Consider the following 26,165-nt stretch of genomic DNA (forward strand, 5'->3'; position numbering starts at 1 on the left):
TGATCCATTTCTACGGGCTCCAGCACTATCAACAGCAACTGCATGTATTCCTGCTTGGTTTCTGATAAAGATTCACGGAGAATCTTTAATCTCTACAGCATCAGCATATTTGTTGCCATTGCCATTGTTGAAAATATTACTCTTATCTACAGCTAGTGTTCTGGAGTTGGAGTTGGCAAAGAATTCAAATAATTTACTCTTATGCGAACTTACCGAACTTGATTTATCCTTTCCGTTTATGTATGTAGTGTGACCTTCGTTAAGTAATTCTTTTTGATATTTGTAGTTAGCGGCGGCCGCAAATTTAACAAATCAACTACCATCATACATATTTGATGCTTCCATATACAATGAAGTGCCACTATCATCTGTGTAAAGATTAGGGACATAAAGATCTTTACTTGGTTTAGTTTGAGAAGTCTTAATTACAGTCCCAAAGAACTTCTCAAATTTAGAAGCAGTACTTAACTTACTTCCATCAGTTGCATCAAAATAAGGAAACTCATAACTAGCTTTTGAAGGGAAATCAGCTCCTAAATCTTTTTTTCAAACTGTCTCTAACTCTGCTCTAGTAGCATTCTCTTTGTATTTTCATAAAGACATCCATACATAGAATGGTTGTACTTCCTCAAATCATTCTTTGTAAGCTCAATTAATGAAATCAAATTTATCTTTTTGAAAATGCTCTAATGAAGGATTATTAATAACATTTCTAGTAACTAAAGGATAAAATCCAATCTTACTTCAGTTATTACTATCCTCTAGTTCTGATTTGGAGAAGAAGTGTGAATCTCTAATAAAGGAAGTATTAGATCTATTAGGGTCGTAGTGTCTATTAAGAGTAAAGTTATTTTGATCAAACTCTAATATCTCTTTCTTTAAGAATTCATAACTACTATTATTAAGCTTTCGCCTAATCATATCTTCTCTAGTACCGCCATTTTCATCCAAAATTCTATTAATAGCTGGTTTACCTGTAGGATGTCTCTTAGTTAAATCAGCTAATTCTCTTTCAAAGTCTTTTGCTTCTTTTGAAGCAAACTCTGAATACTTATTTCTTAAATAAGAGCTATTAGTTTTTCTTAAATAGTTACCTACTATATCTCTAGCAAAAACTCCTTCGATAGGAGCTTTCATTTGATCTACATTAAAGATCTCTCTAGTAAATTCATCAAATCCAAATCTTTCTGCAAATCTAAGACTATATGCTCCTCTTCTTTTCTTAAATTCAGAAAAATATTGATTCTTTCCTCATGCACTATATTTACTAATAAGAAATAAAGGAGTAGTAGATAATCCTGCAACAGAACCAGCTAATATAAATTTCTTAAGAAAGACTCAATTCAACATAGTCCAATAAAGCTAAATGTTTATATTTAAAAGAAGCAATAGCTCTTGAATACTAAGCACTCCTACTTTATTAAATATTTTTAAATATTAAGGCAGTTGAAATATTTAATGCTACAAATAAGAATTTTTAATAGTACATTACTAAACAACAAGACAATATAAAAGAAGAGTAATATGTCAGTAATTACTAAAGTATTAGCAACTGGTGGAATTTTAGGTGCAGTTGGAAGTGGTGGCTATGTAGCCACCTACTTACTATCTAATAATTTTACTGATAAATCAATAAAGAATAAAGAAGACGATAATTCTTTAGGTAAATCACTAAGAGATAAAGGACATACATTATTAGATTTTGATACTAGTAAGACTGAAAGCGATAAAGCAACCTGAAATCCTATTCTTGTTGCTTATTCCAAAAGTAACAAAAAACTAAATGGAAAAACAATTAATGTAGCTGGCGATGCTCCAACTCCCGAAAATATTAATGATCTTAAAAAAGAGTGCGCTAAAGCTACAGCATCTAGTGACTACAATAACGATACTTTATTAATTACAGAACAATTTTGTATGAGGCCTATATCTATTAAAGAATTAGCTGAAAATAATCGTGCCACTCCTTTAGATGCAGATGTAACAAATGAAAATGACTCCGATAAATGAGATATTAAAGTGGATAAATATTTGGAAACGACAGAAGAAAAAAGAATTACTAATGTCACTTTAGAGACTAAATCTGAAACAAATCAAAAAGCAAATAGAGATAAATTAAGAGCAGAATGTAAGAAGTTTGAAATTATAAAAACTCACGAAACAGACTTCCATACTAAATACGAAAAATACCTTGCTTGATGTGTAGTTTAACAAACAATGAATACTCCTGTTAAATCTTTAATTGGTCTTAGTGCTGTAGGTGGAGTTGCTGGTGGGTGTTATGCTATTAGTCAACAATTATCAACAAAAAGTATTAACGATAAATTAAAGGATAACGGATACAAAATACTAACTGATAGCAGTGGAGATTGAGGCAAAATATTAGCTCAATACAAGTTAGTGGCTACTGGTAATAGCGCCCTGAAGTTTGCTGGTGTAACCATAGAGTCTGAGGCAAATCTTCAAGAGCAATGCAAAAAAGTTCTTAAAGAATCTTCCTCTAACAGTGATAGTTACAATAGAGGTGCCAAATGGTGTACAGTTCCAAGAGATATGAAAGATATGTTGAAAAGCAAAGGATATAGATTTTTAAGTACCGTTAATAATACGGATAATATAGATCAAAGCGAATGGAATGCAAGATTAAATGCACATAATGACGATACAAAAAATGAAAAATTCACAATTTCTCCTACTTCAGGCAATAAACTAACTCACGTTAAGGGAGACAGAGACAAAATGAGAGATGCATGCAGACCCCTAGAAGCTAAGAAACATTATGAACAAAACTTTGAAGCAGACTTAAAAAAAGCAATGCTTTGATGTTCAGAACCTAATTAAAAAACTAGTTAAATAATTAGTTCTTTTGAATCCTAAATATTTAGCCTTAGTTGGGGGAGGGGTCACTACTATTATTGGCAGTAGCTTTGGTGCTTATTACTTATCACAAGACAAGACAATTGGTGATAAATTAAAGAAATTAAATAGTAACTTAATTGAAACAGTCGATGAATATGAAGTTGCCTTTAAAGAAAATAAAAGCACTAAAGAATTCACAAATCTAATAAGTTTAGATAATGAAAAAATAACAAGTGATAGTACATTAGTCGCAGGTGGTAAAGCTTTAAAGGCTTGGTGCGAAAAACAATACAAAAAAGGATTATCTAAGGGTAATATTGAAGAATTAATAACTAAGGTAACTAACTATTGCTCTGAACCTCCTGTAGACATATCAGCAAAATTAAAAAAACAAGGTAAATCTTTAGCAGGAGAATGAAGTTCACAATTAGTTGCTGTAAAACAAAAAACCGATGATACTTTATTAGGAGAACTGCAAAAAATAAACAGAGGAATCAAAACAATGAACGATGAAAATCAAGCTCCTGTGATTGAAGCTCTAGAAAAATGATGTAATGACAATGTTAAGACTAAATTAACAGATGACAAGCAAGATACAACTTGAAATAAAGTAGTTCCTCGTTGTATAGAAGATGCTACAACATAAACTAAAGGGTAAATAAAATAATCAAACTATGGATCCAAAACAACTTCTACTTATTGGTGCAGGTACGGCTGTTGTAGGGGGAGGTGCTACAAGTGCTTACTTTCTTATTCCTGAGAGAAAAGAGGCAACAGTTGAAAGCCAAAGTTCTGGTGAAGTGGTGAAGAATACAACAAGTTTAAGAGCAACATTAACAGGAGTAGAGTTCCTAAATACAAAGGATGATACACATAAGACAGCTTGGGGCAAATTGGTTGATAAATTCCACGAATTAGGAGAAGCCGGTACAATAAAAATTAGTGCAAGTATTGCTCCAAAAAGTAGTAATCCGGACAATAAAGATTCAAATATTAAGATACTTAAAGATGCATGCGATGCACTACTTGCTATGACTGAATTTCAAGACGGAGATAAAGATATAGCTAAAAATTGATGCTCTACCACTTCTCCTTTATTAGCTGAAGCGAGGCCTAACCCAGCATCAATAGGTTCATAACAATATCTTGAATACTAAATCATTATTATCCGCTTCCTTAGGTGTCAGTACCATTGGAGGCGTGGCGACTGGTACTTATTTTCTTTGGCCAGACAGTAAATCAGAAAGCATTAAAGCATCAGAACCTTTAAGTGCCAATAACAATGGAAATATTGAAAGTAAACTACAAGAAAATCAATATGAAATACTCGATAGTGGTGCTTCTGAATGGGCTCAAATAGTATCAAGTTACAAAACAGTAGTATCGAAAAGACAAAATTTAAAGTTTGTTGACTTTGATGGTTCTGAACCATCCGACACAACTACTCAACCAAGAAAAACTGCAGCCAATATATTAAGCGAAAAATGTCAAGAAATTCTTAAAACAAATAAAGACGAAGATTACGAAAAAGCAGAAAAGTGATGTATTAAACCACAATCAGTATTTGATAGATTAAAAAAATTATCTTCAAATCCTTTAGTTACAACAGAAGATGATAAGAGTCAAGATCTTAAATGGGAAGAAAAGCTTAATAAACATAAAGAAGCTAATGAAAATCAAATTGAATCCCTAAAGGTTAGTGGATTTGATGCTAAACAAAAAGAAGAAAAAATAAAAGCTATCAAAGTTGAATGTGCAAAATTAAATGCAAAGAAAACTTATGAAGAAGATTATGAAGTTGCTTTAGAAAAATCTAAATTGTGATGTGCAATTTAGGTAGTTTGTTAATACAAGATTCAAATACTCAAAAGATAAAAAACTAACTCTTTAAAGAATCTAGTTTACTTCAACCACAATGAGCTAGTGGTTAAATCTCTGCTTGTTACTCTATTTGCTGTTGGAGCAATAACTAGTTCAATAGTCATAGGTAAGAATCTTATTGAAGAAGCTCCATTAGCTGGATTACCAAAACAGCAACAACAAAAAGACCCAGAAAATATTAAAGAATTATTGACTAACAAGGGTTATGGATTCCTAGATGTTGAAGGCAAACAAGATGATGAAAAATGAACAAATTTAATTAATAAATATATTTCACTTAAAGATGAGAACAAAATCAAAAAAATTAAAGATTTAGAATTCAAAAGTAAAGGAAATTCTTTCAATAACGAAGATATTCAAACATTTAAGACAAAATGTCAAGAATTATTGAGAACACAAATAACTAAAGGCAATGAATTTGAATTATCAAAACAAAATACTATTGATTGATGTACTGACAAAACCTCTAGACCTATTAATGTCAGTTAATAGTTAGTGAGCTTAAAACAAGTAGCAATAATTGCAGTTACTGCTACATTAATTAGTGGTGGAGCAGCAATAGGTACTTATTTTCTTGCTCCTCCCGCAAAAACTAAACCAAAAGGTATTAGAGAGGCATTAATAGAAAAAGGAGTCAAATTTCTAAATGTTGATACGAATTCAAATGAACATGATGAAATCTGAGAATCTTTAATTTTGCTTTTTCTAGCTCCAAATAAAGACCGCTTAACAAAAATAACTGCTCCCACTATTAAGAATAGGTTAAATAAAGATGCTAATTTGGTTGCTATTAAAGAAGCATGTACTAATTTATTGAATGAAAAAGAAGTTGATGATACAAGAATAAAGATGGCAGAAGATTGATGTGCTTTAGAAGTCAATCTTCTTGCTAGTCCTTTGCGAACTTAATTAGTTTTGATTACCAAAAATGTTGCTCTTGTTGGAGCTGGTACTGCAGTTATTGGTGGCAGTGTAGCAGGAGGAGTTTATTACATTAATTCTGGAGATACTATTGGTATTACATTATCTAAAGAAGTAAAGTTACTAACTTCAAATAGTGAAGAACTGTGAGATTTAAAGTTAAATACTTACAATACCGAAAGAAAAAGCACTAATCCAATTGTGCTTAACAAAAATGACTGGACTGGACTTCAAAATTGATGTACTAGTACTTTAAATAAGAAGTTTTCTACTAAAGATAAAGAATATGAAAATGCAAAAATATTATGCTCAGTTCCTTCAAATAAAGAAAAGCTAAAGAAATTAAATAAGACTTTAACTGGAATAACTTGAAAAGAAAAAGAAACGTCCTATCGTAGCGCAAGTGATAACTTAATTTCAACAATAAATAAGGCTACTGCTACAGAACAACAAATACAAAATTGATGTAATAATGCTATTAATGAAGAATATGAGTCAGATAATAAAAATAATTATTCTTTAACTCTTAAATGATGCACTAAAGAAGGTGCATAGTTGGAATATATTCATGCTCATGAAAATAATTTATTTTATGACTAAAAATAATACAAAAATTCTACTTAATTAAATTATGAATACAATAGCAAGAGGCATAATAGGTTTAAGTGCGATTGGAAGTGTGGTTGGTGGAGGCTTTGCCGCAAGCCATTATCTTTCAACCGACAATATTGAAAGCAAACTTAAAGCAAACGGATATCAATTATTAGATAAAGGATCTGCAGATTGAAACGCGATATTAACTAGTTATTCAAAAAGCAGTTCTTTAAAATTTGAAGGTTTTGATGGTACAACAAGTGGCAGTAGCACAAATACAAAACCAGTTGATGTTCTGAAACAAAAATGTGAAGAAGCTCTTAAATTTAATTTATCAAAAAAAGATGATAAAGACCTTTACAAAAAAGCAGAAAAGTGATGTATTAAACCACAATCAGTTGTTGAACGTCTTAAATATTTAGGCTTTGAAAAACTAGATACAACAACCGCTAATCCAGAAGGAGATAAAGATGATGCATGAGATACAAAACTTAGTGAACATAAAGTTGCAAAAGAAAATAAACTTGCAGAAATAACAACGGATATCGAGAAAAAACCAAATAAAGAACAAAGGCCTGTAATTAAGAAAGCATGCGCAGAAATATTCAAAAAGAAAACATATGAACAAGAATATGAAGATTCATTAGCTAAAGCAAAACTGTGATGTTCAAATGAAACCGAAAAAACTAAGTAATGGCTTTAAATTTAGGAATTAAAGGGAAAATAGCTTTAGGGGCTGGTAGTTTAGGAGTTATTGGTGGGGGAGGAGGTATTCTTGCAAATCATATACTATCTGGTGATACTATTAGAGATCATTTAAAGAAAACAGGCTTTACTGTTCTTGAAGATAGTGCTACTGAATGAACATCTATATTAACTGACTATATCAAAGCGGTACAGACAAACACTTCACTTAAATTTGAAGGGTTTAATGGTGCTGTAGGACAAGAAGCAAAATTAAAGCAATTTTGTAAAGAATTATTAGATAATAAACACAAAACACAGGAAACTAATAATAATTTCAAAAAAGTGGCATGATGCATTAAAGAACAGACAGTATCTGATTATTTAGGAATTGAAGGACATAGAGTATTTAATGTAACAACTACAGGAACAAACGATGATAATGGTAAGTGAGATCAAAAAGCAAAAGACTACAGTAAATTAACAGATAGTGATGGAAATAAAAAAATTACTAGTCTTTCTTTAAGTAAGAGTAATCTAGATACAGTCAGTGATGAAGACAGAAACAAAGTTAAAGAAGCTTGCAAAGGATTAAATGGCAAAAAACATTTTGAAGAAGAATTTGTGCATTCAAAAAATTTAGTAATTAATTGATGTTCAGAACCAAAGTCTCTAAAAAAATAAATCTATCTTTGCATAATTAGAAACATTTTCATAGTTCTTTATTTAAAATCCAAGTAAATTATCATTTGTCTTATTAAGTGCCTTAATCAGGAAGGTTCTTAATGTGTCGGGCACTAAAAGCATATGTGGCCGTCAGTACTGTTATCATAATAGCATCTCTAGCTTACAAAGCAAGTCCATTAGTAATTTATCAAACAACTAATAAAGATTACTTAAACTCTTTAGGATATCAATATCTAGGAGACAACCATAAATTTAATCAATGAAAAACTAATTACTCTTTATTCAAAAAGAGTCTTAGTAAGAGTGTATCAATCTTTGAACACATAAATGATGATCTTAAAGGTGCATATTTATTAAAGAGATGATGTGATAAGAATGTTGGGGCTAGTCTGAGTAGTCAAGAAGATTTCAAATTAGTAAGAAAACATTGTGTAGTAAATCTAAAGAATGTAATTCTTAATTCACCTACCATAAAAACTATAGATGATCTAGATTCCGACAAAAGAAAACAACTCCTAAAAAATAACAAAGGAATTTGCCATTCAGATATGAAAGAATTGGTGCACTGATGTGTCAATAGTTTCAGAATGGCACATATTCCAAGAAACTATGGATCATTAGTAAAAGTTAAAGGTTGTTGTTCAATAGATACTTCTCTTTAGTTACACTGAATTGTTGATGCTGTTGATCCGCCATTTGAATCTCTACAGGATTTGTTGTTTATGAAAGCTTCATGCCAATAATTTCCTCAATCCATAGCTTTTTTGTAACAATTGTTATTATCTTTACTATTCTTAAAATCTGGATCGTATTGTCTTTGAAATATATCGACTAAGTTATCTAGCAATAAATTTAGAGCAATAGGAGATCTAAGGCCTTCATTTCATAAGTGATATTTGTTGTAACTAACTGGATATCCATTACTACCTATTTTGCTAGCATCTATTGTTTCTTTGGATTTAAGTAAAGTTCCAAGAGATTTTAAAGTTACTGCATTCTTATCGTTAATAAGATTTCAGTCTTCTGGGTTTGCTAAGACTAATAGACTATCTGCTTGATTTTCAAATTGAAATAAATTACTTGAATCTAAATTAACATTGCCGATCTTTCATCATCAACCGTTGTCATCAACAGAGAATATTTCATCCTCTAAAGATATTTCACCATCTTCATGTTTATGAGACAAATCTTTATCTAAATTTTTTGGCAATACTTGTTTCAAACCTATATCCGTATAAAGGAATGGAAACTTAGACATTGATTGAATAGTTGCTTCTCCTGCGCCAAATGAAGAAGGAGGATAAGTAACTATTGCAAAAGCTTTACTTTTGCTATTATTAATTGACTGTGATGATTGTCTTAATTTAGCAGGTTCAAAATCACTATCTACCACTTCAATCTTTTTGAAATAATCTCTAATAGCTGTAGTTCTGTCTTCCAAATTCTTTGCCATAGCTTGGGCATTTTTGAGTGCATTTTGCATAAATTCTTTTCTTGGGTCATTAACAAAATCAGTTGCAAAATTATTTTTGCCACTTCTCTTTACGTATTCATCAATAAGAGCTGCAAACTGAAATAAGAAAACTATTACTTCTTTTTGAGAGCCTTCTGCTAGTGGGGCAGAGCCGGGTAAAGTTTGTTGCTCTAGAGCAGGATGGTGAACTAATTTAATTGAAGAAGATGGAACAAGTACAGGCGCTGAAGCCTGTTGTATGCTTGAAATATAAGCTGCTTGTCATGTTTTTGGTGGTGGTGGTGTATCTTCGATTCAACTATTTAAAGTATCTCTTTCTTCTTTAGTAAATATTGTTCTTGCATACTTTTCTGCTAACTGCTTGTCTTTTGTAATATCTAGAGCAAATAAATTCTTATTCTTGATTCACTTCTCTATCTCTAATCTATTTAACCTATCCCCAGTTTTTGTAAATAAATCATTTCAAAAACCTATATACTTACCAAACCTATAAAGAGAATTAATACTTTCTTTATCATATTTAGCAATATATTTCTTAAATTCAGTAGCAATCTTCTGATCCTGATCCTGATCCTTCTTACATGTTTCATCATCACTACTACTAGTCTTTTGCATATCTTCTTTGAAACAATTGAATACATTCTTTGAAAAAATAGTATAGGGATCTCTTGCAGCTCTGTAGTTAGTAATTATTAAGTCTTTGTATGCTGGTAATGAATTAGTAGATTCATTAATATCAACAAAATCATCAGCAATAAATTGTTCTAAGAAAAGTATTGATGTGCTCCTATTGCTTCATTGCTGATCGTTTTTGAATACTAAACCTGTTTCGTATAAGTCTTCATTTCATAAGCTGGGACCAAATTCTTTAACATTTCCTAACAAATCATCAAGTCTTTTTTGTAATCCTTCCTTTAATTTTTTCTTTTCTGGTGAAGTATGTTCATTAACCACTAAGTAATCATTGACATTTGTTAAATAGTCATATAGAGTAGTTTTTTTAAATTGATAGGGATAATAGTCAGGAAAGATTTGTAAGCTTAGTAGTAGATCTGCTTGACCATTGTAGTTCACCATTATTTTGTAGTGAACATTAGTGGGATTGGAACCTAGAAATCCAATACCACTTAAGCAGGGAAAGGCAGAAGCAACTATTACTTTTTTGTTAAGCAAATAAAGGAAGGATTAAGAGTTAATATGTATTTACTTAAGGAGTTAAGTAGGTATTAGTTAATATGGGGCTTTAAGCCAAGAATCTTATTTATAAATTAACTTTTTTTAATTTTTTTAAGAGTTAAATTATGAGTTTGGCTACGAGAGGTTTAATTGGATTAGGCGCTATTGGTAGTGCTGTAGGTGGGGGATATGCATTAACTTATGCTTTTTCAAAAGATAATATCGGAAGCAAACTTGAAGCAAACGGATATCAACTACTAAGTAAAGATGCAAATAATAATGAATTTTGAACAGAAATATTAAAGAGTTACACCGCAGTTGTAGGAAGTAATAGTAGTTTAAAGTTTGATAGTTTTGCAGGTGGTGATTCTACATCTAATCAAGATTTAATGCAACAACTACAAGAACATTGTGAAAAGTCTTTAAAAAAAAGAATTACAGAAGACAACGAAAAAAAGGAAATTTACAAAAGAACAGAAAAATGATGTACTAAACCAATAGAGGTTTCAAAAAGACTAGATTGATTAGGATTTAAAGCTCTTGATGTCGATCAAAATAAAGATACACAAGTTGACGAATGAAATAGTAAATTAAACAAATACAAAGATGCTAAGAAAACCAAACAACCTACATTTCCTACTGGTTTAACTGACAATGTAGATGCTGATAACAGAAATAAGATCAAAAAAGCTTGTGAAGTCCCTTTAAAGAAGAAAACATATGAAGCAGATTATGAAACTTCTTTAGAGAATGCAAAAGAATGATGCTCAGTAAAAAAAGATAAACAAACAACTTAATTTGAGCTTCAAAACAAAATTAGCACTTGGTGCTGGTAGTTTAGGAGTTATTGGTGGAGGAGGTGCTGTAGCTAGTCATTTATTATCGGGAGAAACAATTAAAGATCATTTGCAAAAGAAAGGATTTACTTTTCTTAAGGATGATGCATCAGAATGGACAACTATATTAGCTAGTTACACTACAGCCATTAGCACTAAGCCAGACCTTAAATTTGGAGAATTTACGGGAGGCGATAATAAAGTTAAAGAATTAAGAGAACAATGTCAAGCATTATTAAATCAAAAACACAAAACACCAGAAACTAGCAAAAATTACAAAAAGACAGTATGATGTGTTAAAGAACAAACAGTATCTGATTACTTAAAGTTTGAAGGTTACGAAGCATTTAATACAGTTGAAGGAAACAGTACAAATGATAACGATTGAAATGAAAAGATTAAAGAATACAGCAAACATCCTGCGCCCCCTAACAAAAAAGTAATTAGTGGACTTACTTTAAGTGGCAATAATTTAACCAATCCTACTCCCGATGATAGGAAAAAAATAAAGGAATCTTGCAAAACTTTAAATGCAAAAAAACACTATGAGACAGATTTTGAAAGTTCTAAAGAATTAGTAATTCTTTGATGTTCTAAAGTCGTTAATAATGATAAATCTTAAGATCCCTTTAATAACTACTGCTGTAACTGGCACTATTGGAGGTATTATTGGTGTTACTTATTGAAAATCACAATCTAGCAATCTAAGATCAGATTTATTGAGCAAAGGAAAGCAACTATTAGATTTTGATGGAGATACAGATAACACAACTTGAACTAAATTAGCAACAAAACATAAAGAACAAACTACCACAACTCCAGCAATAGAAAAAATAACAGGATTAGATTTGGGAAGTGGTGATTGTATTGCTGAATTTAAAACCAAATGTAAAGAAATAGTTGGAAAGTCTCTGACAGATAAGGATATTGATACACATAGAAAAAATGCAGAGAACTGGTGTATTAAGAGTCCAAAGGCTTTAGGTAATGGCTAGTGTTTCACAAATCCTATTACTAGGAGGAGGTATTACAACAATCTCTTGTGGAGAAGGGGCTGGTTTTTATTTGTACTCTATACCTAATAATGTAGGGCAACTATTAACAAAAAATGGAAAGATACTATTAAATATTAAAGATAAGAAACATGATGGACAATGAAAAAAATTAGCTGAGAAACACAAAGGAAACACAGACCCTGTGCAAATTAAAGCAGGAGTTACTATTAACAAAATTCAAAATTTACAAATTGCTGAACCCCAATCAAATAAAGAAATTAATTTCTCTCCCCTAAAGACTAAATGCAAAGAATTATTTGAAACAAAAATATCTAAAAGAACTACTTTCGATACTGTTGTTAAGAATGAAGAAAATTGATGTACTTTAGAATCACCAATTCTTCAAAATAAATAACTTATGCCTTTACATAACAAAGCATTGATGGTAGGGGCTGGTTTTGCTGGAGTTTCAACTCTAACCGGCGCAAGCTTCGGTATTCATTCATCTTTACAAGACAAGACAATAAAGGATAGATTAATAACATTAGGAAAGAAACCAATAGATAATAAAGATGTGTTTGAAGTAGCTTACAAAGAGAATAAAGAAGAACAAGGATTTAAAGAATTAATAAGTGCTACTCAAGATATAGCCTTAGATGAAGGAGGACAAGCATTAAGTACTTGATGTAAAGCAAGTTTAGCATTACAACTAACAGAAGACAATATCAAAAAAGTATTACCTAATGTAATTAAGTATTGTTCTTTTCCTGCAAAAACAATCAAAGAAAAACTAGATAAATTAGGCAAAAAACTAACTAAAGATTGAAATAAAAAATGAGGCAAAATTAAGCCTCAAGAACAAGATAAAGGGCCATTACAACAGGATTTGTCAATAGTAAATACTGCAATTTCTAAAATGAAGGTAGATGAACATGAAGATGTATGAAAAATTGCTTTATCTACTTGATGTTCCCGTACTGTTAATAATACTCTACTAGTGAATGATAAACAAGATACTATTTTTGAAAAAATAAAAGTACGTTGTCTTGAAGAAGATAACGAATAGATTGTAAAATAACAAACCTTGTTAATTAAATTGATATGAGCACTTTAACAAGAGTTGTTATTGGAGCTAGCACATTAGGTGGGGTTGCTGGGGGTGGTTATTTATTGCATCGACAGTTATCGACAGACAATATTGAAAAAAAATTAACGACTAATAAGTATCAAATACTTGAAGATTCAAGTAAAGAATGAGAAAGTATATTAACTAGTTATCAAGCGATCGTAAGCGAGGACAGTAATAAACATTTAAAGTTCAATGATTTTAACGGAGGGTCAGGGCAATCAGACACTCTTAAAGAAAAATGTAAGGAAACTTTAAAAAAGCCTTCAAGTAGCAAAGAAGACTACGAAAGAGCAAAACATTGGTGTACTTCTCCCCGTACACTAGATAGTGCTCTTAAAGAACAAGGTTTCAAAACGCTAAGCACGGATACTGAAAACGATGAAATGGATAAGACAGAATGAGACAAGAAATTAGATGAACACATTAAAGATACACAAGATATCCAAAACAAGAAATTTAGCGTCCCTGAAATACCTGTTAAAGCGCCGTCTAAAAAAGATAAAGACACTAGAGCAGCTATAAAGAAACAATGTGCAAGCTTATTTGCTAAGAAACATTATGAAAAGGGCTTTGAATCAAACCTAGAAAAAGCGAAACTATGGTGTGCTATTAAGGAAAAAGAATAATGACTGTTATTGCTAAAGTTGTAGTTGCTGGAGCAAGCTTAAGTGCAATTGGTTGGGGTGGTTATGCTATTAGCCATTTATTATCTGGCAATACATTGGGCGAAGTATTAAAGGATAAAGGATATGAATTATTGAGTTTTGATATCTCCAAAAAAGATGATAAATCTACTTGAGATCCTATTGTTAAAGCATATTCCAGCTCCGCCACAATATTTGAAGGTACAAAGATAACTATTACTCCATCAACATCAAGCGCACCTAGTCAGGATAATGTTGATGCCTTAAAAAGAGCATGTGAAAAAGTTACTTCTTCAAAAAACTACAAGGATTCTGATTTGCTAATTGCGGAACAATTTTGCGTAACTCCGAAATCTATTAGAGAATTAATAGGCAAAAATAGAGTTACTTTAAAGGTTGAAAAAGATCAAACGGGAGAAGATAGTGAATGAGATATTAAAGTGCAAAAATATTTAACGTCTGGGGAAAGTAAAAAAATATCTGGTATTTCAATAACATCATCTGAACCAAGTGACGAAAAAGGAAAAAGAGATAGACTAAAAGAGGCTTGCAGTACTTTAGGGGGAAAGAAAACTTATGATACAGATTTTCATACTAGTTTACCAAAATTTATAGATTGATGTTCAGTTCCTAAGAAACCTTAATGAATTCATTTGGTAGATTAGCTATTGGTCTTGGCACTATAGGCAGTGCAGTTGGGGGAGGTTATGCACTTCATCGACAGTTATCGACAGAAAGTGTTAGCAAAAAATTATTAGCAAATGGGTACGAGTTATTAGATAAAGACAGTCAAGAATGGACAACAATATTAACTAATTACAAGACAACCGTAAGCACCAATCAGGATTTAAAATTTGGAGAATTTATTGGCGAACCAAGTAAAGAATCAACTCTTAAAGAAGAATGTAAAAAAGCACTTGAAACTTCATCAAGCGATACTTCAAACTACAAAAAAGCAGAACATTGATGCACCAAACCAAGATCTTTAGAAGATGTGCTGAAAAAACAAAACTTTAGATTATTAATCATCAAAGATAATGACGACACTGAAGATCAAAATGAATGAAACAAAAAATTAGATTCCCATCACCAAGCAACTGGAGAAAATCAAAATAAAAAATTTAGCGATCTTAATATAGCCTCTGGAGGCGCTTTAAAGAAAGATAAAGGTGAGAGAGATGAAATAAAAAAGAAATGTAAGGAACTAAGGGTCAAAAAGCATTATGAGCATGATTTTGATTCAAATCTAGAAAAAGCAAAGCTTTGATGTGCTATTGAAAATAAACAATAGACGTCCATAAAAAAATAACTCTTTATTCATAAAGTAAAAATAGCAACTCCAAATAAATTTATGTTTCTTCATAACAAAGCACTAGTGGCTGGTTCTAGTTTTGCAGGAGTTTCAACTTTATTTGGTGCAGGCTTTGGTATTCATTCATCTTTACAAGACAAGACAATAAAGGATAGATTAATAACATTAGGAAAGAAACCAATAGATAATAAAGATGTATTTGAGGTTGTCTTCAAAGAACACAAAGATAAAGAAGGCTTTAAAGCGCTGATAAATGTTGATGAAAATATAGAATTAGATAAGGCAGGAGAAGCTTTAAGTACTTGATGTAAGAAAAATCTAGCTCTTCCTTTAACAGAGGATAACATCAAAAATATATTGCCTAATGTAGGCAATTATTGTTCTTTGCCCGCAAGAACAATTAAAGAAAAACTAGATAAATTAGGCAAAAAATTGGTTCAAAACTGAGCTACAAAATGAGCAGAGGTGAAATCTGATTCCGAACGTTCAGGATTAAAAAAAGACCTACAAATAATAAATCCTTCAGTCGAAAACATGAACGCAAATGACCACCCAGAAGTATGAAAAAATGCCTTGTCTGCTTGATGTTCTAATACTATAGATAATACTTTGTTAATTAATGACAAAGATGATGCTATTTTTAAAAAAGTAGAGGAACGTTGTCTTGAAAAAACTACTACACAAAATAGCGCGACAAAATAAAATCCTGAATTTCATTAATTAATAATAATGAGTGCCTTAACAAGAGTTGCAATCGGAGTTGGTGCGATAGGAGGAACTGCTGGGGGTGGTTATTTATTGCATCGACAGTTATCGACAGACAATATTGAAAAAAAATTAACGACTAATAAGTATCAAATACTTGGAGATTCCGACAAGGAATGGACAAATATATTAATCAGTTATCGTGCAACTGTAGTAAGCAATAAAGATTTACAATTTGACGATTTTACGGGTACAGAAAATAGCGAGAATACCCTTAAAGAAAAATGCAAAGATATTCTTCAAAAATCTGCAAATATAGAGAAAGATTACAAAAAAGCAGCTCAATGATGCGTAATTCCTAAAACCTTACCAGAATTATTGATTCAAGATAAATACGAAAAATTAGATACCAATGAAGGGGATGATTTAGTAAATCAAAAAGAATGAAATGACAAAATAACAGAACACAATAAGAAAGATAAGAATCAGACAAAAAGATTTACTGATTTAGAAGGCGTTACAGGCGACACAATGCAACAAAATGAAGCAGGCAGAAAAGCCATAAAGAAAAAATGCAAAGAATTAGAGAGCAAAAAGCATTACGAACAAGACTTTTCTGCCAACTTAGAAAAAGCAAAGCTTTGATGTGCTATTGAAAAAAGTAAATAATGACAATAACTACTAAATTAGTTTCGACTGGTTTGGCAATCAGTGCTATTGGAGGGGCTGGCTACACAGCGAATTATTTTTTAAATCAAAATACATTAGGAAAAGCTTTAGAGGCTAAAGGACATACTCTTTTAAATTTTGATACTAATAAGAAAGATGATAAAGACACTTGAAATCCAATTGTTCTTGCTTATTCAAAATCTACAACAAAATTTGAAGGAACAACAATAACTATACCGCCCTCTTCTTCAGAAACTCCCAACCAAGAAAATATTAATGAATTAAAAAATGCGTGTGCAAAAGCTATATCTCTAACTAACTACAAAAATCCTACTGCATCAGTTGCAGAACAATTTTGTGTAACTCCTAAGACTATTGAAGAATTAGTAAAGAAAGATAGAGATGTATTGAATTCAACTGCAAATACAAATAATCACGATAGCAATTGAGATTCAAAAGTAACTGAATATTTAAGTGCAGAAGACAATGAAAAAATTACTAGTGTCTCAATAACTAGTTCTGAACCCAGCGACAAACCAGCAAAAAGAGAGAAATTAAAGGCAGGTTGTCTAGGAATAAAGAGTAAGAAAACATATGAACCAGATTTTCATTCTAATTTGGCTAAATTTACAAAATGATGTTCAAATCCTAAAAAACAATAAAGATTATGAGCGCTACTATTAGAGGGCTAGTTGGTTTAGGAGCCTTAGGTGGTGTGGCTGGTGGTGGTTATTTATTGCATCGACAGTTATCGGCAGACAATATTGGTAAGAAATTAGAAGCAAACGGATACAAGTTACTATCTGAAACTGAAGATAGTGTTTGAACAAAAATATTAGAGCACTACAAAGGAAGAATAGAGGCCGGAAAGAAAGATCTTCAATTTGACGATTTTGATGGAAAAACCCCACCAAGTAACACTACTGATGTACTTAAGAGTAAATGTAAAAAAGTTCTTGCAGAAGTTACAGGAAATGAAGAAAATTACAAAAAAGCAGAAAGATGATGCACTCTACCTAAGCCATTAACTGAAATCTTAGAAAAAAAGGGATATAGAATTTTAAAGTCAGATGCTGCAAAAGATGACGATCCAAGTGAATGAGATAAAAAATTAGAGGCTTACGATAAGTCTGATGAAACATCAAAGAAATTTAGTGATTTAGATCTGAAAGCTCCTTCCAAAAATTTAGAAAAAGATGCAAAAACTAGAAATAAATTGAAGGAAAAATGTAAAGCATTAAAGGATAAGAAACATTATGAAAAAGACTTTGAAACAGAATTAGACAAATCTATTCTTTGATGTGCCATTCAAGTTAAAAAAGCTGAATAGTGACGTCCCCGCTCAGGGCATTCTCTATTCTTGGTACCTTTAGTGTAATAGGAGGTGCAAGTTCTATAGCTTTAGGTGGCTTAACATATGGGTCTTATGCACTACTTGCGCCTTCCAATAATATTAAAGATATATTACTAGAAAAAAATAAGACACCTATAGATTTAAATAAAAATGATGAATTTCTTAAAGCTTTAACACAACAATATCATAGTAAGAGTCCAGCCGGAAAAAAAGAAATTGAAAACTTTACTTTAAGTTCTGCAAACGACTTCACTAACTTCAAAAATAAATGTGATGAACTCCTAAATACTCCTAAGAAGCATCTAATGTTCCTGTAACAAGATTACTAGAGTCAAAAAATAGAAAATCTTTAACAGATAGCGATAGCACAGAATGAGGTCAAAATTGGGGTAAATTTAGAAACGATTACAAAACTGTTGCCCCTACGGATCCTTGAATCATAACAGATTGAAATAATGCTAAAAGTTCTAATGACGTTCCACAATCGTTCAAAGATAACTGTAATACCAACCTAGCCAAAGAGTTATTAAATACTAACCATCAATTATTGCCTCAAATAGAAAAGTACTGTACAAAATTTAAATAATGCCTAGCACTTTAGCAAAAATAACTATTGGAGCCACTAGTATTGCGGGCATTACTGGTGGAGGAGTTGGAACTTATTTATTATTGCAAGACAAGACAAGACAATAGAGGATAGACTGAAAAGACAAGGAAAAGTATTAATCCAAGAATCAAAACAATATCAAATAGCTTTCAAAGAACTAAAGTCAAAACCTGAATTCATACAAACCATTAATAATGAGTATGTTAACAGTGATAGCGATCATAATATAGGTGGTGCAGCGTTAAGAGATTGATGTAAAGAAAAGTTAACATTGCCTTTAACAAGTGAAAATCTGAATAATTTATTACCAAAAGTAAGTGATTATTGTACTATTCCTCCTTTAACAATAGGTGAAAAAATAGATAGGAATGGTAAGAAATTAGTCAGTGATTGAAATACTAAATTTAAATTAATTAAATCTTCAGCAAGAGATTTACAAACTGATTTAAACGATACTAATAAAGAAGTAACAGACATAAATCAAACTAATCAAGAAAGTAAAGCTATTAAAGCTCTTGAAAAATGATGCAAAGACCAGATTGAGTTAAATTTATTGAGTACAAATGTGGAAGAAACTTGAACAAAAGTTGAAACGCGTTGCATAGAAAACAAAAATAGCTAGTAAGAATTCTGATAATAGTTGATCTTTGCATTTAATTTAAATATGGCTATTAAACAAATTGCTATTCTTGGAACAACTACCACTGTAGTTGGTGGAAGTTTAGCAACTGGTTCTTATCTTTTACTAAGAGACAATTCCATAAGAAAGCAAATACTTAATGAAAATAAGAAAATACTAGACATTGCTGAAACTAATAATACTCTTTGAGAAATAAAGTTAAGTGCTTACACCAGGGAAGAAAAAAGAAATAATGATTTAAGTCTTACAACAGACGACATAAAAAATTTAAAGGAATGATGTACCAAAACTTTAGCAAATACATTTAATAATAAAGATGACAAAAGCTTTAAGAGTGCACAAGTATTATGTACAGTACCCACAAATAAAGAGAAACTACTTAAAGATAATAAGACAATAGCCACTTCTGCCCATTGAGCCAATAAATTATCTGCTTACAAACAACCAAATGAACAAACTTTAATTCCAGCAATTAGTAAAGATACTGCAAAAGCTAAAGATATTGAAGATTGATGTGCATTTGCCATTAATGACGAATACACAAAAGATACTGAGAATAATTATTCTTTAACACTTAAATGATGTACTGTACAAGGTAGTTAATTTATGAGTGCTTTAACTAGAGGAGTAATTGGGGTTTGTGCTTTAAGTGGTGTTTGCGGTGGAGGATATGGTTTACATAAATTATTATCAAATGACAGTATTGAAAGCAAACTTAAAGCAAACGAATATGTACTACTTACTAATAGTATTGAACATGAAAAACATTGAGATGAGATATTAGCATCATACAAAGCAACTATTCAAGCTGACAACAATAGTAAATTTAAATTTGATAATTTTGTTATTAGCAATACTCAACCTAATGCAGAAGACAAAACCAAACTAAAAGAGCATTGCAAAAAAACTCTAAAAAAAAGAACATTTGAAGATAACGAAGAAGCAGAATACAACAAAGCAAAAAGATGATGTGTTATTCCTTCAACAGTATCCGAAAAATTAGCTACTGATAAATTTGAAGTACTAGATACAACAACAGGAGATGGCGCCACAAATAAGCATGATAATGAATGGGCAAAAAAGATAAAGGCCTACATAGATAGTAAAAACACAAACAAAATAGCTAGTTGAACAAATGGTGCACCAACACAAGACAATAAAGAAGATAAAGAAAAACTAATTAATAAGTGTAAGGAATTAGTAAATACAAAAACACATCAACCAAACTATGAAAAAGCTTTTGAAGATGCAAAAAATTGATGCATAATGCCTAAAGAGTCTGGCAGCTAATAAAAATAAAAAAACAACAATAAGATAGATGAATTCTAAGATTGCTTTATTAACAGTAGCAAGTATAGGAACTGCAGGAGGAGTTGATGGCCTTGGTTATTGATATTCTATACCTAAAGACCTAAAGGATTTATTAATTAAAGAAGGAAAACAATTATTAGACGTATACGGAAATACAAGTGATGCAGAATGAAAGAAATTAGCAGATAAATACAAAGGAAATGAAGCAACAATAACCCTTAATGTCGATAAACAGGTAAATAAGATTGGAACTTTTAGAATCGATGCTTCAGACACTGATGGATTTGCAAAATTAAAGAATAAGTGTAAAGAGCTTTTTGAAAAGAAAATATCAGATAAAGAAGATTTCAAAACTGCTAAACAAGATGCTATTAATTGATGTATTGATAAATCAGATGCACTTACAAAAGAATTAAAGTCAGTCCAAACTTCTACTAGAGGTGGATCAGGTGCAGGACAGGGTGTCAGAACAGATGGTACAGTACAACAACAATTAAGCCATAGTGCCTCTGGAGAACGTGGCGCACAATCATCAGGGCCAGCTCCAAGTAACTAATGGTAGGAATTAGATCTTCATTATTTTCAATACTTAGTGTTAGTGTCTTAGGTGGTGTAGCAACAGGTGGGTATTTTCTTTTTAAACCTGGAACTTCTGAAAATGTAAATACTTCCAAAAATACAACTGAAAATTCTTCTCCTAACAGAGTACAAAACAATTTAAACGAAAGCCAAACACAAGATCAAAATCTTGGAACAAGAGGTGCTTCTAATAGTGAAAGAAATAATGTGTCTGATCCTGCTCAAACACAACCTTCATCAAGTAATCCACCTGCTGCTCCAAGTCAAGGTGCAGGAGGAGCAGGTGACAGTAGTGTTCAATTACCTTCTAGATAATGAATTTAAAGACATCACTATTTGCTTTGCTGGGGGTTAGCACTGTTGGTGGGGGTGTAGCTGGTGGCTATTACTTATTCAAACCAGATACAAACGCTATTAAGCAATCATCTATTAATCAAAAAGATACAGTAGCTATAGATTCAGAGAGCGGAACATCTAAAGACGATTTAACAGCATTACAACCAAAAACTCCTGCAAGCACTACTCTACAAAATCAACAAAGTAACTCTCAAGCTCAATTACCTAGTGGTGGCTCTCCTGCTTCGCCTTCAAATATAAATCCTTCTCCAGAGAATGCAGGAACCTTAACAGGTTAATGGCAAATAAATTAATACTATTTTCAATACTAGGAGTCTGAACATTAAGTGGTATAGGAGTTGGAAGTTATTTTCTTTGAAAACCAGAATTACCTAAAGATATATTGGAATTGTTGAAAAAAGAAAACCTAACTCCTTTAGATACAGAAGGTACTACACATGATGAAATATGAAAGGAATTAATAAAAAAACATGTAACTTCAAGTAGTAGTGTTGATGCAACCAGAAAAATAAGAAATATATATTTTTCAAGAACAGCATCAACACAAACAAGTGCTGAAGATATTAAAGTTTTGAAAAATAAATGTAAAGGATTATTCAATCAAAAAGTAACAAATGATACTAAATTTAATACCAATAAACAAAATGCTATTGATTGATGTACTACTCAATCTAAATTTGCTCAAAATACTCAAGAATAATTAATAAATGAATACCAAAACTGCACTTATTAGTATTGGTGGAATAGGCACATTAAGTGGTATAGGTGTTGCAGGTTTTTGATTTACACAACCTAAAAATATAGGTGAATACCTGACTTCAATTGGAAAAACCTTACTTGATACTAAAGGTAACACTAATGAAAAAGAATGAAAAATACTCTATACAAAACATAAATTAGAAACTGTACCGCAAGCAGAATCAAAAATAGCAAAATTATTATCAACAGATATAGGAAATAATGAAAGTGCAGGCATTACTAAGTTAAAGCAAGAATGTGAAACACTCTTCAAAGAACCAATATCTAAGAACGATGATGAGTTCAAAGCCAAAAAAGAAAAAGCAACCAATTGATGTACTTTAGAATCTCCAATAATTGAAGAAGCCAATAAAGCAACTGCAAATCCTTCAGGAAATTCTGGTAGCTCCTCTGGCCAAGGTAGTGCAGATCCAGTTGTTTCAACCTCTAGAACAACAACACAAAATGGCCTTGGATAATAATCTATAAAAATTGCTAAAGTTTAATGTACATAATCTCTATTCTTGTTGAACTTTAAAACTATAAATGAAACCATTTAAATAATGGCTAGTCCCAAACAAGTTCTATTAATTGGTGGAGGTCTTACAGCTGTGGTTGGTGGTGCCGGCGGAACAATAGCTTACTTTTCTTCACAACCTAAGAATATAGGTGATTTACTTGTCAAAAAAGGAAAAACACTTTTGAGTATTAAAGATAATACCAATGATGACCAATGAAAAAAATTAGTTGATAAATACAAAGGAGATTCAGAAACGATAACACTTACAGGAGGCACAAAAATTAATAAGATAAAGAACTTTACTATTGCTAATCCACAACCAAGTGGCACTGCCAATTTTAAAGATTTAAAGAACAAATGTAGAGACTTATTCAAAACTGAAATAAGTAAAGGAGAAAAATTTGAAAATCTTGTAAAGGGGGTTGAAGATTGATGTACTTTAGAATCTCCTGTGCTTAGTGAACCTGATACACTCGCTGTAACAAAACCAGATACTGGAAGTTCAATTCAAAATTCTAGAGTAGGACAAGGTGCTGTATCTGGTGGAGGAAGTGATTCATCACAACCTTCACACACTTAATGACTTCAAAATCATTATTACTAACTGTAGCAGGAGTTAGCACGCTGGGCGGTGTTGCAGCGGGTGCTGTTGCTTTATTTAATAAAAAAGAACCAAGTAATGTTAAAGAACTGCTTATTAATAAGGAAAAAACACCATTAGATGTTGTTGGAAATACAAACGATAAGCAATGAAAACTATTAGCAAATAAATACAAAGGGAATAACAGTCCCATTCAAATTACAGGAGAAAAGAGCATCAATAAGATCGCAGGCTTAACTATCCAAGATCCAAGAGCTGGTGCTGAAGTTGATTTTGCAGTTCTAAAGAGTAAATGTAAATCTTTATTTGATACAAAAATAAATAATGATGAAAGCTTTAATACGGTTGTGGATAATGCTGAAAATTGATGTACTTTAGAATCTCCTGTACTTGAACAAGCACAAAAAACAATACCTGCAAAACCAAGTAATATGAAAGAATTTATTAAAGGCAAAAACTGAGAACCATTAGATAAGAGTGATAATAGCAATGACAAAACAGTCTGAGAAGCTTTAATTTCAAAATATTCAACCGTTTCAGAACCAACACAAAAAATAACAATAGATGGATTTAAATCTGGAAATGAGAATAAAGTAGCAAACATTAAAGCATTACAAACTGCTTGCGATAAACTTCTAGATAGTACTACAGATTTAGAAAGTAACGCAGAAATAGTGAAAAATTGATGTACTAAGCAAACTACCTTAAATAATTAAATGAATATATCCGTTAAAGTTTTATCTGCAGGAGCAGGCTTAGGTTTAGTTGGTGGCGCGGGCGTTACTGCTCATTATCTCTTGAATGACAACTCTATTGGAAAAGCACTAAAGGATAAAGGACATACATTACTAAATTTTGATATCACCAATACACAAGATAAAGCAACTTGAGATCCTATTGTTAAAGCTTATGTAAGCAGCAATAAGAAGATTAACGATGTAACAATTGTCATCACTCCAAGCGATGGAACGCCGACACAAGACAATGTTAATGGTTTAAAGAAAGCTTGTGCAAAAGTGATTGAATCAAAAAATAATAATGAAACTACTTTACAAAACGCTGAACAATTTTGTGTAACTCCAATAACTGTTAAGAGTTTGGTCGAAAAACAAAGAACTGTCTTAGATTCTACAGCAAGCACTAATGAAACACCAACAGAATGAAATAACTTAGTAACCAGTTACTTAAATGCAAGTACAGACAAACAAATTTCTGGCGTTACTTTAGCACAGAACAACCCATCTGATGAAAGTGGAAAAAGAGATGCTCTGAAAAGAGGGTGTGAAGGGATAAAGAACACAAAAACACATGATACCAACTACCATAAACAATATGAACAATTTGTAAATTGATGTTCTGTTCCTAAAAAAATAATGGCATAAATACTAAAAATATCCCATCTAGTTTAGAAAAAATACTGTACTTTAAGAACAAATAGTATCTATTTATTAAAGATGAAACAAACTTTATTGCTGTAAATTGAATAAATAAGAATCTACTCAGTAATAGTAAGTGTTTCTAAATCTAACCTCCAAAGCCAAATTTGCCGTGGTTACTGGTGTAGTTAGTTTAGTTGGTGGTTCTGCCACTTTAATACATGACATAATAACAACTGAATCTGTTGAAGCAATTATTAAATTAAGAAACTTTGAACTAATAGATGATGATGCAAAATGAGCAGAAGTACTTGAAGACTATACTAGAGAAATCAAAACTCAAACAGATCTAAAAATACCTGATTTTGAAGGTGGAACAGGTAAAGTAGAAGAATTTAAAAAACATTGTAAACAAATACTTAGCATCAAATATAGAATAGCTGACTCTCTAGATTTAGTAGATTTAGCTTTATGATGCGTTAAGCAGCAAACAGTATCTGACTATTTAATCAAAAATAAATACACTCTTCTTAAAACTGATCATAGAGTGTACGATAAAGATAATCCCATGTGAGACAAAAAAATAAAGGAATATCTTCAGCTGCCTAAGGAAAATACTGAAGACAAGATATCAGAACTGAAAATAACAAATAGCTCTTTAGAAAGGGTAGATGAATCAGACAGAACAGCCTTTATTGAAGAATGTAAAAAACTAAGCAAAATTAAACATTTTGACAAGAACTTTGAACAATCATATACCTTAAGTGCTCTTTGATGCGCAGAAGCTCCAAAAGAAAATAAGTCTTAAATTTAACTTATTTACTAAAAGATCACAATAATCATGAGCGCTTTAACTAGAGGGGTAATTGGAGTTTGTACTCTAGGAGGTGTTTGCGGTGGAGGATATGGTTTACATAAATTATTATCAAATGACAGTATTGAAAGCAAACTTAAAGCAAACGAATATATACTACTTACAGATAGCGCTGATCATGAGCAATATTGGACTGAAATTTTAAAAAATTACAAATTAGTTGCGGCAACTGACAGCCCTTTTAAATTTAAAGATTTTACAGGTGAAGACAGTGTACCTGCAGGACAACCGGATGCTAAATCTAAGTTGAAAGAATTATGTAAGAAAACTACACAAAAAAGAACATTTGAAGATGACAAAGAAGTTGAATACAACAAAGCTAAGAAATGATGTGTTGTTCCTAAAACAGCATCAGAAATGTTAAAGGCAGAGGGTTTAACGATATTAGATACAAAAATTGCAGATGGAAAAACTAATCCAAATTCAACTGAATGAACAGCTAAAGTAAAGGACTACATAAAGAGTGACAATACACATAAAATAACTCAACCTGCTTGAGAAGGTGGTAAAGGACCTGAAAAATCAGAAGAAGCAGATATTAAAAAATTTATGCAACAGTGTGAAAAACTACATAATACAAAAACATATGAACAACATTATGAAACTATATTTAAAGATGCTAAGAGATGATGTGCAATATAG

At 31.4% G+C, this 26,165-nt stretch carries 39 protein-coding genes; 37 read left to right on the forward strand and 2 right to left on the reverse strand.

Annotated features, from left to right (window positions below; all coding sequences use genetic code 4):
* Positions 1-1,350 (reverse strand): DUF3713 domain-containing protein (locus tag A6V39_RS00260; protein ID WP_370664254.1); only part of this gene is annotated, 1,350 nt, incomplete at its 3' end.
* Positions 1,351-1,524: 174 nt separating this feature from the next.
* Here A6V39_RS00260 and A6V39_RS00265 point away from each other — a divergent pair.
* From A6V39_RS00265 to A6V39_RS00315, 11 genes are all read left to right on the forward strand, one after another.
* Complete coding sequence (locus A6V39_RS00265; RefSeq protein ID WP_187149665.1) at positions 1,525-2,211, forward strand: hypothetical protein; 687 nt, start codon at positions 1,525-1,527, stop codon at positions 2,209-2,211.
* A gap of 6 nt (positions 2,212-2,217) precedes the next feature.
* Positions 2,218-2,841 carry a hypothetical protein gene (locus A6V39_RS00270; RefSeq protein WP_187149666.1) on the forward strand — a complete coding sequence of 208 codons (624 nt, stop codon included), beginning with the start codon at positions 2,218-2,220 and terminating at the stop codon, positions 2,839-2,841.
* A gap of 25 nt (positions 2,842-2,866) precedes the next feature.
* On the forward strand, positions 2,867-3,505 hold the full coding sequence (locus A6V39_RS00275; protein ID WP_187149667.1) for a hypothetical protein: 639 nt from the start codon (positions 2,867-2,869) through the stop codon (positions 3,503-3,505).
* Between the two features lie 28 nt (positions 3,506-3,533).
* Positions 3,534-3,998 (forward strand): hypothetical protein, encoded by a 465-nt coding sequence (locus A6V39_RS00280; RefSeq protein ID WP_187149668.1) that lies wholly within the window; start codon positions 3,534-3,536, stop codon positions 3,996-3,998.
* Positions 3,999-4,005: 7 nt separating this feature from the next.
* Positions 4,006-4,695 carry a hypothetical protein gene (locus A6V39_RS00285; protein WP_187149669.1) on the forward strand — a complete coding sequence of 230 codons (690 nt, stop codon included), beginning with the start codon at positions 4,006-4,008 and terminating at the stop codon, positions 4,693-4,695.
* A gap of 87 nt (positions 4,696-4,782) precedes the next feature.
* Positions 4,783-5,229 carry a hypothetical protein gene (locus A6V39_RS00290; protein WP_187149670.1) on the forward strand — a complete coding sequence of 149 codons (447 nt, stop codon included), beginning with the start codon at positions 4,783-4,785 and terminating at the stop codon, positions 5,227-5,229.
* 6 nt (positions 5,230-5,235) lie between these two features.
* Positions 5,236-5,649 carry a hypothetical protein gene (locus A6V39_RS00295; RefSeq protein ID WP_187149671.1) on the forward strand — a complete coding sequence of 138 codons (414 nt, stop codon included), beginning with the start codon at positions 5,236-5,238 and terminating at the stop codon, positions 5,647-5,649.
* Positions 5,650-5,655: 6 nt separating this feature from the next.
* Positions 5,656-6,216, forward strand: a complete 561-nt coding sequence (locus A6V39_RS00300) for a hypothetical protein (protein WP_187149672.1) — start codon at positions 5,656-5,658, stop codon at positions 6,214-6,216.
* Between the two features lie 76 nt (positions 6,217-6,292).
* On the forward strand, positions 6,293-6,949 hold the full coding sequence (locus A6V39_RS00305) for a hypothetical protein (protein ID WP_187149673.1): 657 nt from the start codon (positions 6,293-6,295) through the stop codon (positions 6,947-6,949).
* Positions 6,949-7,623, forward strand: coding sequence for a hypothetical protein (locus A6V39_RS00310; protein WP_187149674.1), 675 nt, complete (start codon positions 6,949-6,951; stop codon positions 7,621-7,623). The genes A6V39_RS00305 and A6V39_RS00310 overlap by 1 nt, the downstream gene beginning before the upstream one ends.
* A gap of 101 nt (positions 7,624-7,724) precedes the next feature.
* Complete coding sequence (locus A6V39_RS00315; protein WP_187149675.1) at positions 7,725-8,288, forward strand: hypothetical protein; 564 nt, start codon at positions 7,725-7,727, stop codon at positions 8,286-8,288.
* Here the strand turns inward: A6V39_RS00315 and A6V39_RS00320 are convergent.
* On the reverse strand, positions 8,285-10,273 hold the full coding sequence (locus tag A6V39_RS00320; protein WP_187149676.1) for an iron ABC transporter substrate-binding protein: 1,989 nt from the start codon (positions 10,271-10,273) through the stop codon (positions 8,285-8,287). The two genes, A6V39_RS00315 and A6V39_RS00320, sit on opposite strands and share 4 nt — an antisense overlap.
* Before the next feature lie 128 nt (positions 10,274-10,401).
* Here A6V39_RS00320 and A6V39_RS00325 point away from each other — a divergent pair, with 128 nt between their 5' ends.
* From A6V39_RS00325 to A6V39_RS00450, 26 genes are all read left to right on the forward strand, one after another.
* Positions 10,402-11,073 carry a hypothetical protein gene (locus A6V39_RS00325; protein ID WP_187149677.1) on the forward strand — a complete coding sequence of 224 codons (672 nt, stop codon included), beginning with the start codon at positions 10,402-10,404 and terminating at the stop codon, positions 11,071-11,073.
* 1 nt (position 11,074) lies between these two features.
* Positions 11,075-11,734 carry a hypothetical protein gene (locus tag A6V39_RS00330; RefSeq protein ID WP_187149678.1) on the forward strand — a complete coding sequence of 220 codons (660 nt, stop codon included), beginning with the start codon at positions 11,075-11,077 and terminating at the stop codon, positions 11,732-11,734.
* Positions 11,721-12,107: a hypothetical protein gene (locus A6V39_RS00335; protein ID WP_187149679.1), complete on the forward strand. Its 387-nt coding sequence runs from the start codon at positions 11,721-11,723 to the stop codon at positions 12,105-12,107. The genes A6V39_RS00330 and A6V39_RS00335 overlap by 14 nt, the downstream gene beginning before the upstream one ends.
* Complete coding sequence (locus A6V39_RS00340) at positions 12,100-12,522, forward strand: hypothetical protein (RefSeq protein WP_187149680.1); 423 nt, start codon at positions 12,100-12,102, stop codon at positions 12,520-12,522. Before A6V39_RS00335 ends, A6V39_RS00340 begins: the two co-directional genes overlap by 8 nt.
* Before the next feature lie 3 nt (positions 12,523-12,525).
* On the forward strand, positions 12,526-13,173 hold the full coding sequence (locus A6V39_RS00345; protein ID WP_187149681.1) for a hypothetical protein: 648 nt from the start codon (positions 12,526-12,528) through the stop codon (positions 13,171-13,173).
* Between the two features lie 35 nt (positions 13,174-13,208).
* Positions 13,209-13,862 carry a hypothetical protein gene (locus A6V39_RS00350; RefSeq protein WP_187149682.1) on the forward strand — a complete coding sequence of 218 codons (654 nt, stop codon included), beginning with the start codon at positions 13,209-13,211 and terminating at the stop codon, positions 13,860-13,862.
* The gene (locus tag A6V39_RS00355) at positions 13,862-14,524 is read left to right on the forward strand and encodes a hypothetical protein (RefSeq protein ID WP_187149683.1); all 663 of its coding nucleotides are present in this window, start codon (positions 13,862-13,864) and stop codon (positions 14,522-14,524) included. The genes A6V39_RS00350 and A6V39_RS00355 overlap by 1 nt, the downstream gene beginning before the upstream one ends.
* A complete protein-coding gene (locus A6V39_RS00360; RefSeq protein WP_187149684.1) occupies positions 14,524-15,171 on the forward strand; it encodes a hypothetical protein in 648 nt (215 codons plus the stop codon). The genes A6V39_RS00355 and A6V39_RS00360 overlap by 1 nt, the downstream gene beginning before the upstream one ends.
* A gap of 60 nt (positions 15,172-15,231) precedes the next feature.
* Positions 15,232-15,894, forward strand: coding sequence for a hypothetical protein (locus tag A6V39_RS00365; protein ID WP_187149685.1), 663 nt, complete (start codon positions 15,232-15,234; stop codon positions 15,892-15,894).
* A 27-nt stretch (positions 15,895-15,921) separates the two neighbouring features.
* On the forward strand, positions 15,922-16,566 hold the full coding sequence (locus A6V39_RS00370; protein WP_187149686.1) for a hypothetical protein: 645 nt from the start codon (positions 15,922-15,924) through the stop codon (positions 16,564-16,566).
* Entirely contained in the window at positions 16,566-17,228 is a 663-nt protein-coding gene (locus tag A6V39_RS00375) for a hypothetical protein (RefSeq protein WP_187149687.1), read from the forward strand. The genes A6V39_RS00370 and A6V39_RS00375 overlap by 1 nt, the downstream gene beginning before the upstream one ends.
* 5 nt (positions 17,229-17,233) lie before the next feature.
* Entirely contained in the window at positions 17,234-17,896 is a 663-nt protein-coding gene (locus A6V39_RS00380; protein ID WP_187149688.1) for a hypothetical protein, read from the forward strand.
* On the forward strand, positions 17,896-18,237 hold the full coding sequence (locus A6V39_RS00385) for a hypothetical protein (RefSeq protein WP_187149689.1): 342 nt from the start codon (positions 17,896-17,898) through the stop codon (positions 18,235-18,237). Before A6V39_RS00380 ends, A6V39_RS00385 begins: the two co-directional genes overlap by 1 nt.
* Positions 18,238-18,798: 561 nt before the next feature.
* Positions 18,799-19,149, forward strand: coding sequence for a hypothetical protein (locus A6V39_RS00390; protein ID WP_187149690.1), 351 nt, complete (start codon positions 18,799-18,801; stop codon positions 19,147-19,149).
* A gap of 42 nt (positions 19,150-19,191) precedes the next feature.
* Positions 19,192-19,770: a hypothetical protein gene (locus tag A6V39_RS00395; protein ID WP_187149691.1), complete on the forward strand. Its 579-nt coding sequence runs from the start codon at positions 19,192-19,194 to the stop codon at positions 19,768-19,770.
* Between the two features lie 3 nt (positions 19,771-19,773).
* A complete protein-coding gene (locus A6V39_RS00400) occupies positions 19,774-20,457 on the forward strand; it encodes a hypothetical protein (protein WP_187149692.1) in 684 nt (227 codons plus the stop codon).
* Between the two features lie 28 nt (positions 20,458-20,485).
* Positions 20,486-21,034, forward strand: coding sequence for a hypothetical protein (locus tag A6V39_RS00405; protein WP_187149693.1), 549 nt, complete (start codon positions 20,486-20,488; stop codon positions 21,032-21,034).
* The gene (locus A6V39_RS00410) at positions 21,034-21,372 is read left to right on the forward strand and encodes a hypothetical protein (RefSeq protein ID WP_187149694.1); all 339 of its coding nucleotides are present in this window, start codon (positions 21,034-21,036) and stop codon (positions 21,370-21,372) included. Before A6V39_RS00405 ends, A6V39_RS00410 begins: the two co-directional genes overlap by 1 nt.
* Positions 21,372-21,692, forward strand: a complete 321-nt coding sequence (locus tag A6V39_RS00415; protein WP_187149695.1) for a hypothetical protein — start codon at positions 21,372-21,374, stop codon at positions 21,690-21,692. The genes A6V39_RS00410 and A6V39_RS00415 overlap by 1 nt, the downstream gene beginning before the upstream one ends.
* Positions 21,692-22,114, forward strand: coding sequence for a hypothetical protein (locus tag A6V39_RS00420; protein ID WP_187149696.1), 423 nt, complete (start codon positions 21,692-21,694; stop codon positions 22,112-22,114). Before A6V39_RS00415 ends, A6V39_RS00420 begins: the two co-directional genes overlap by 1 nt.
* A gap of 7 nt (positions 22,115-22,121) precedes the next feature.
* Positions 22,122-22,631: a hypothetical protein gene (locus tag A6V39_RS00425; protein WP_187149697.1), complete on the forward strand. Its 510-nt coding sequence runs from the start codon at positions 22,122-22,124 to the stop codon at positions 22,629-22,631.
* A gap of 84 nt (positions 22,632-22,715) precedes the next feature.
* Complete coding sequence (locus A6V39_RS00430; RefSeq protein WP_187149698.1) at positions 22,716-23,252, forward strand: hypothetical protein; 537 nt, start codon at positions 22,716-22,718, stop codon at positions 23,250-23,252.
* Positions 23,252-23,989 (forward strand): hypothetical protein, encoded by a 738-nt coding sequence (locus A6V39_RS00435; RefSeq protein WP_187149699.1) that lies wholly within the window; start codon positions 23,252-23,254, stop codon positions 23,987-23,989. The genes A6V39_RS00430 and A6V39_RS00435 overlap by 1 nt, the downstream gene beginning before the upstream one ends.
* Positions 23,990-24,655 (forward strand): hypothetical protein, encoded by a 666-nt coding sequence (locus A6V39_RS00440; RefSeq protein WP_187149700.1) that lies wholly within the window; start codon positions 23,990-23,992, stop codon positions 24,653-24,655.
* Between the two features lie 130 nt (positions 24,656-24,785).
* Positions 24,786-25,457 carry a hypothetical protein gene (locus A6V39_RS00445; protein WP_187149701.1) on the forward strand — a complete coding sequence of 224 codons (672 nt, stop codon included), beginning with the start codon at positions 24,786-24,788 and terminating at the stop codon, positions 25,455-25,457.
* Positions 25,458-25,490: 33 nt separating this feature from the next.
* Positions 25,491-26,165 carry a hypothetical protein gene (locus A6V39_RS00450; protein ID WP_187149702.1) on the forward strand — a complete coding sequence of 225 codons (675 nt, stop codon included), beginning with the start codon at positions 25,491-25,493 and terminating at the stop codon, positions 26,163-26,165.

The organism is Candidatus Mycoplasma haematobovis (genome assembly GCF_001645765.1).
Classification (GTDB): domain Bacteria; phylum Bacillota_I; class Bacilli_A; order Mycoplasmatales; family Mycoplasmoidaceae; genus Eperythrozoon_B; species Eperythrozoon_B haematobovis.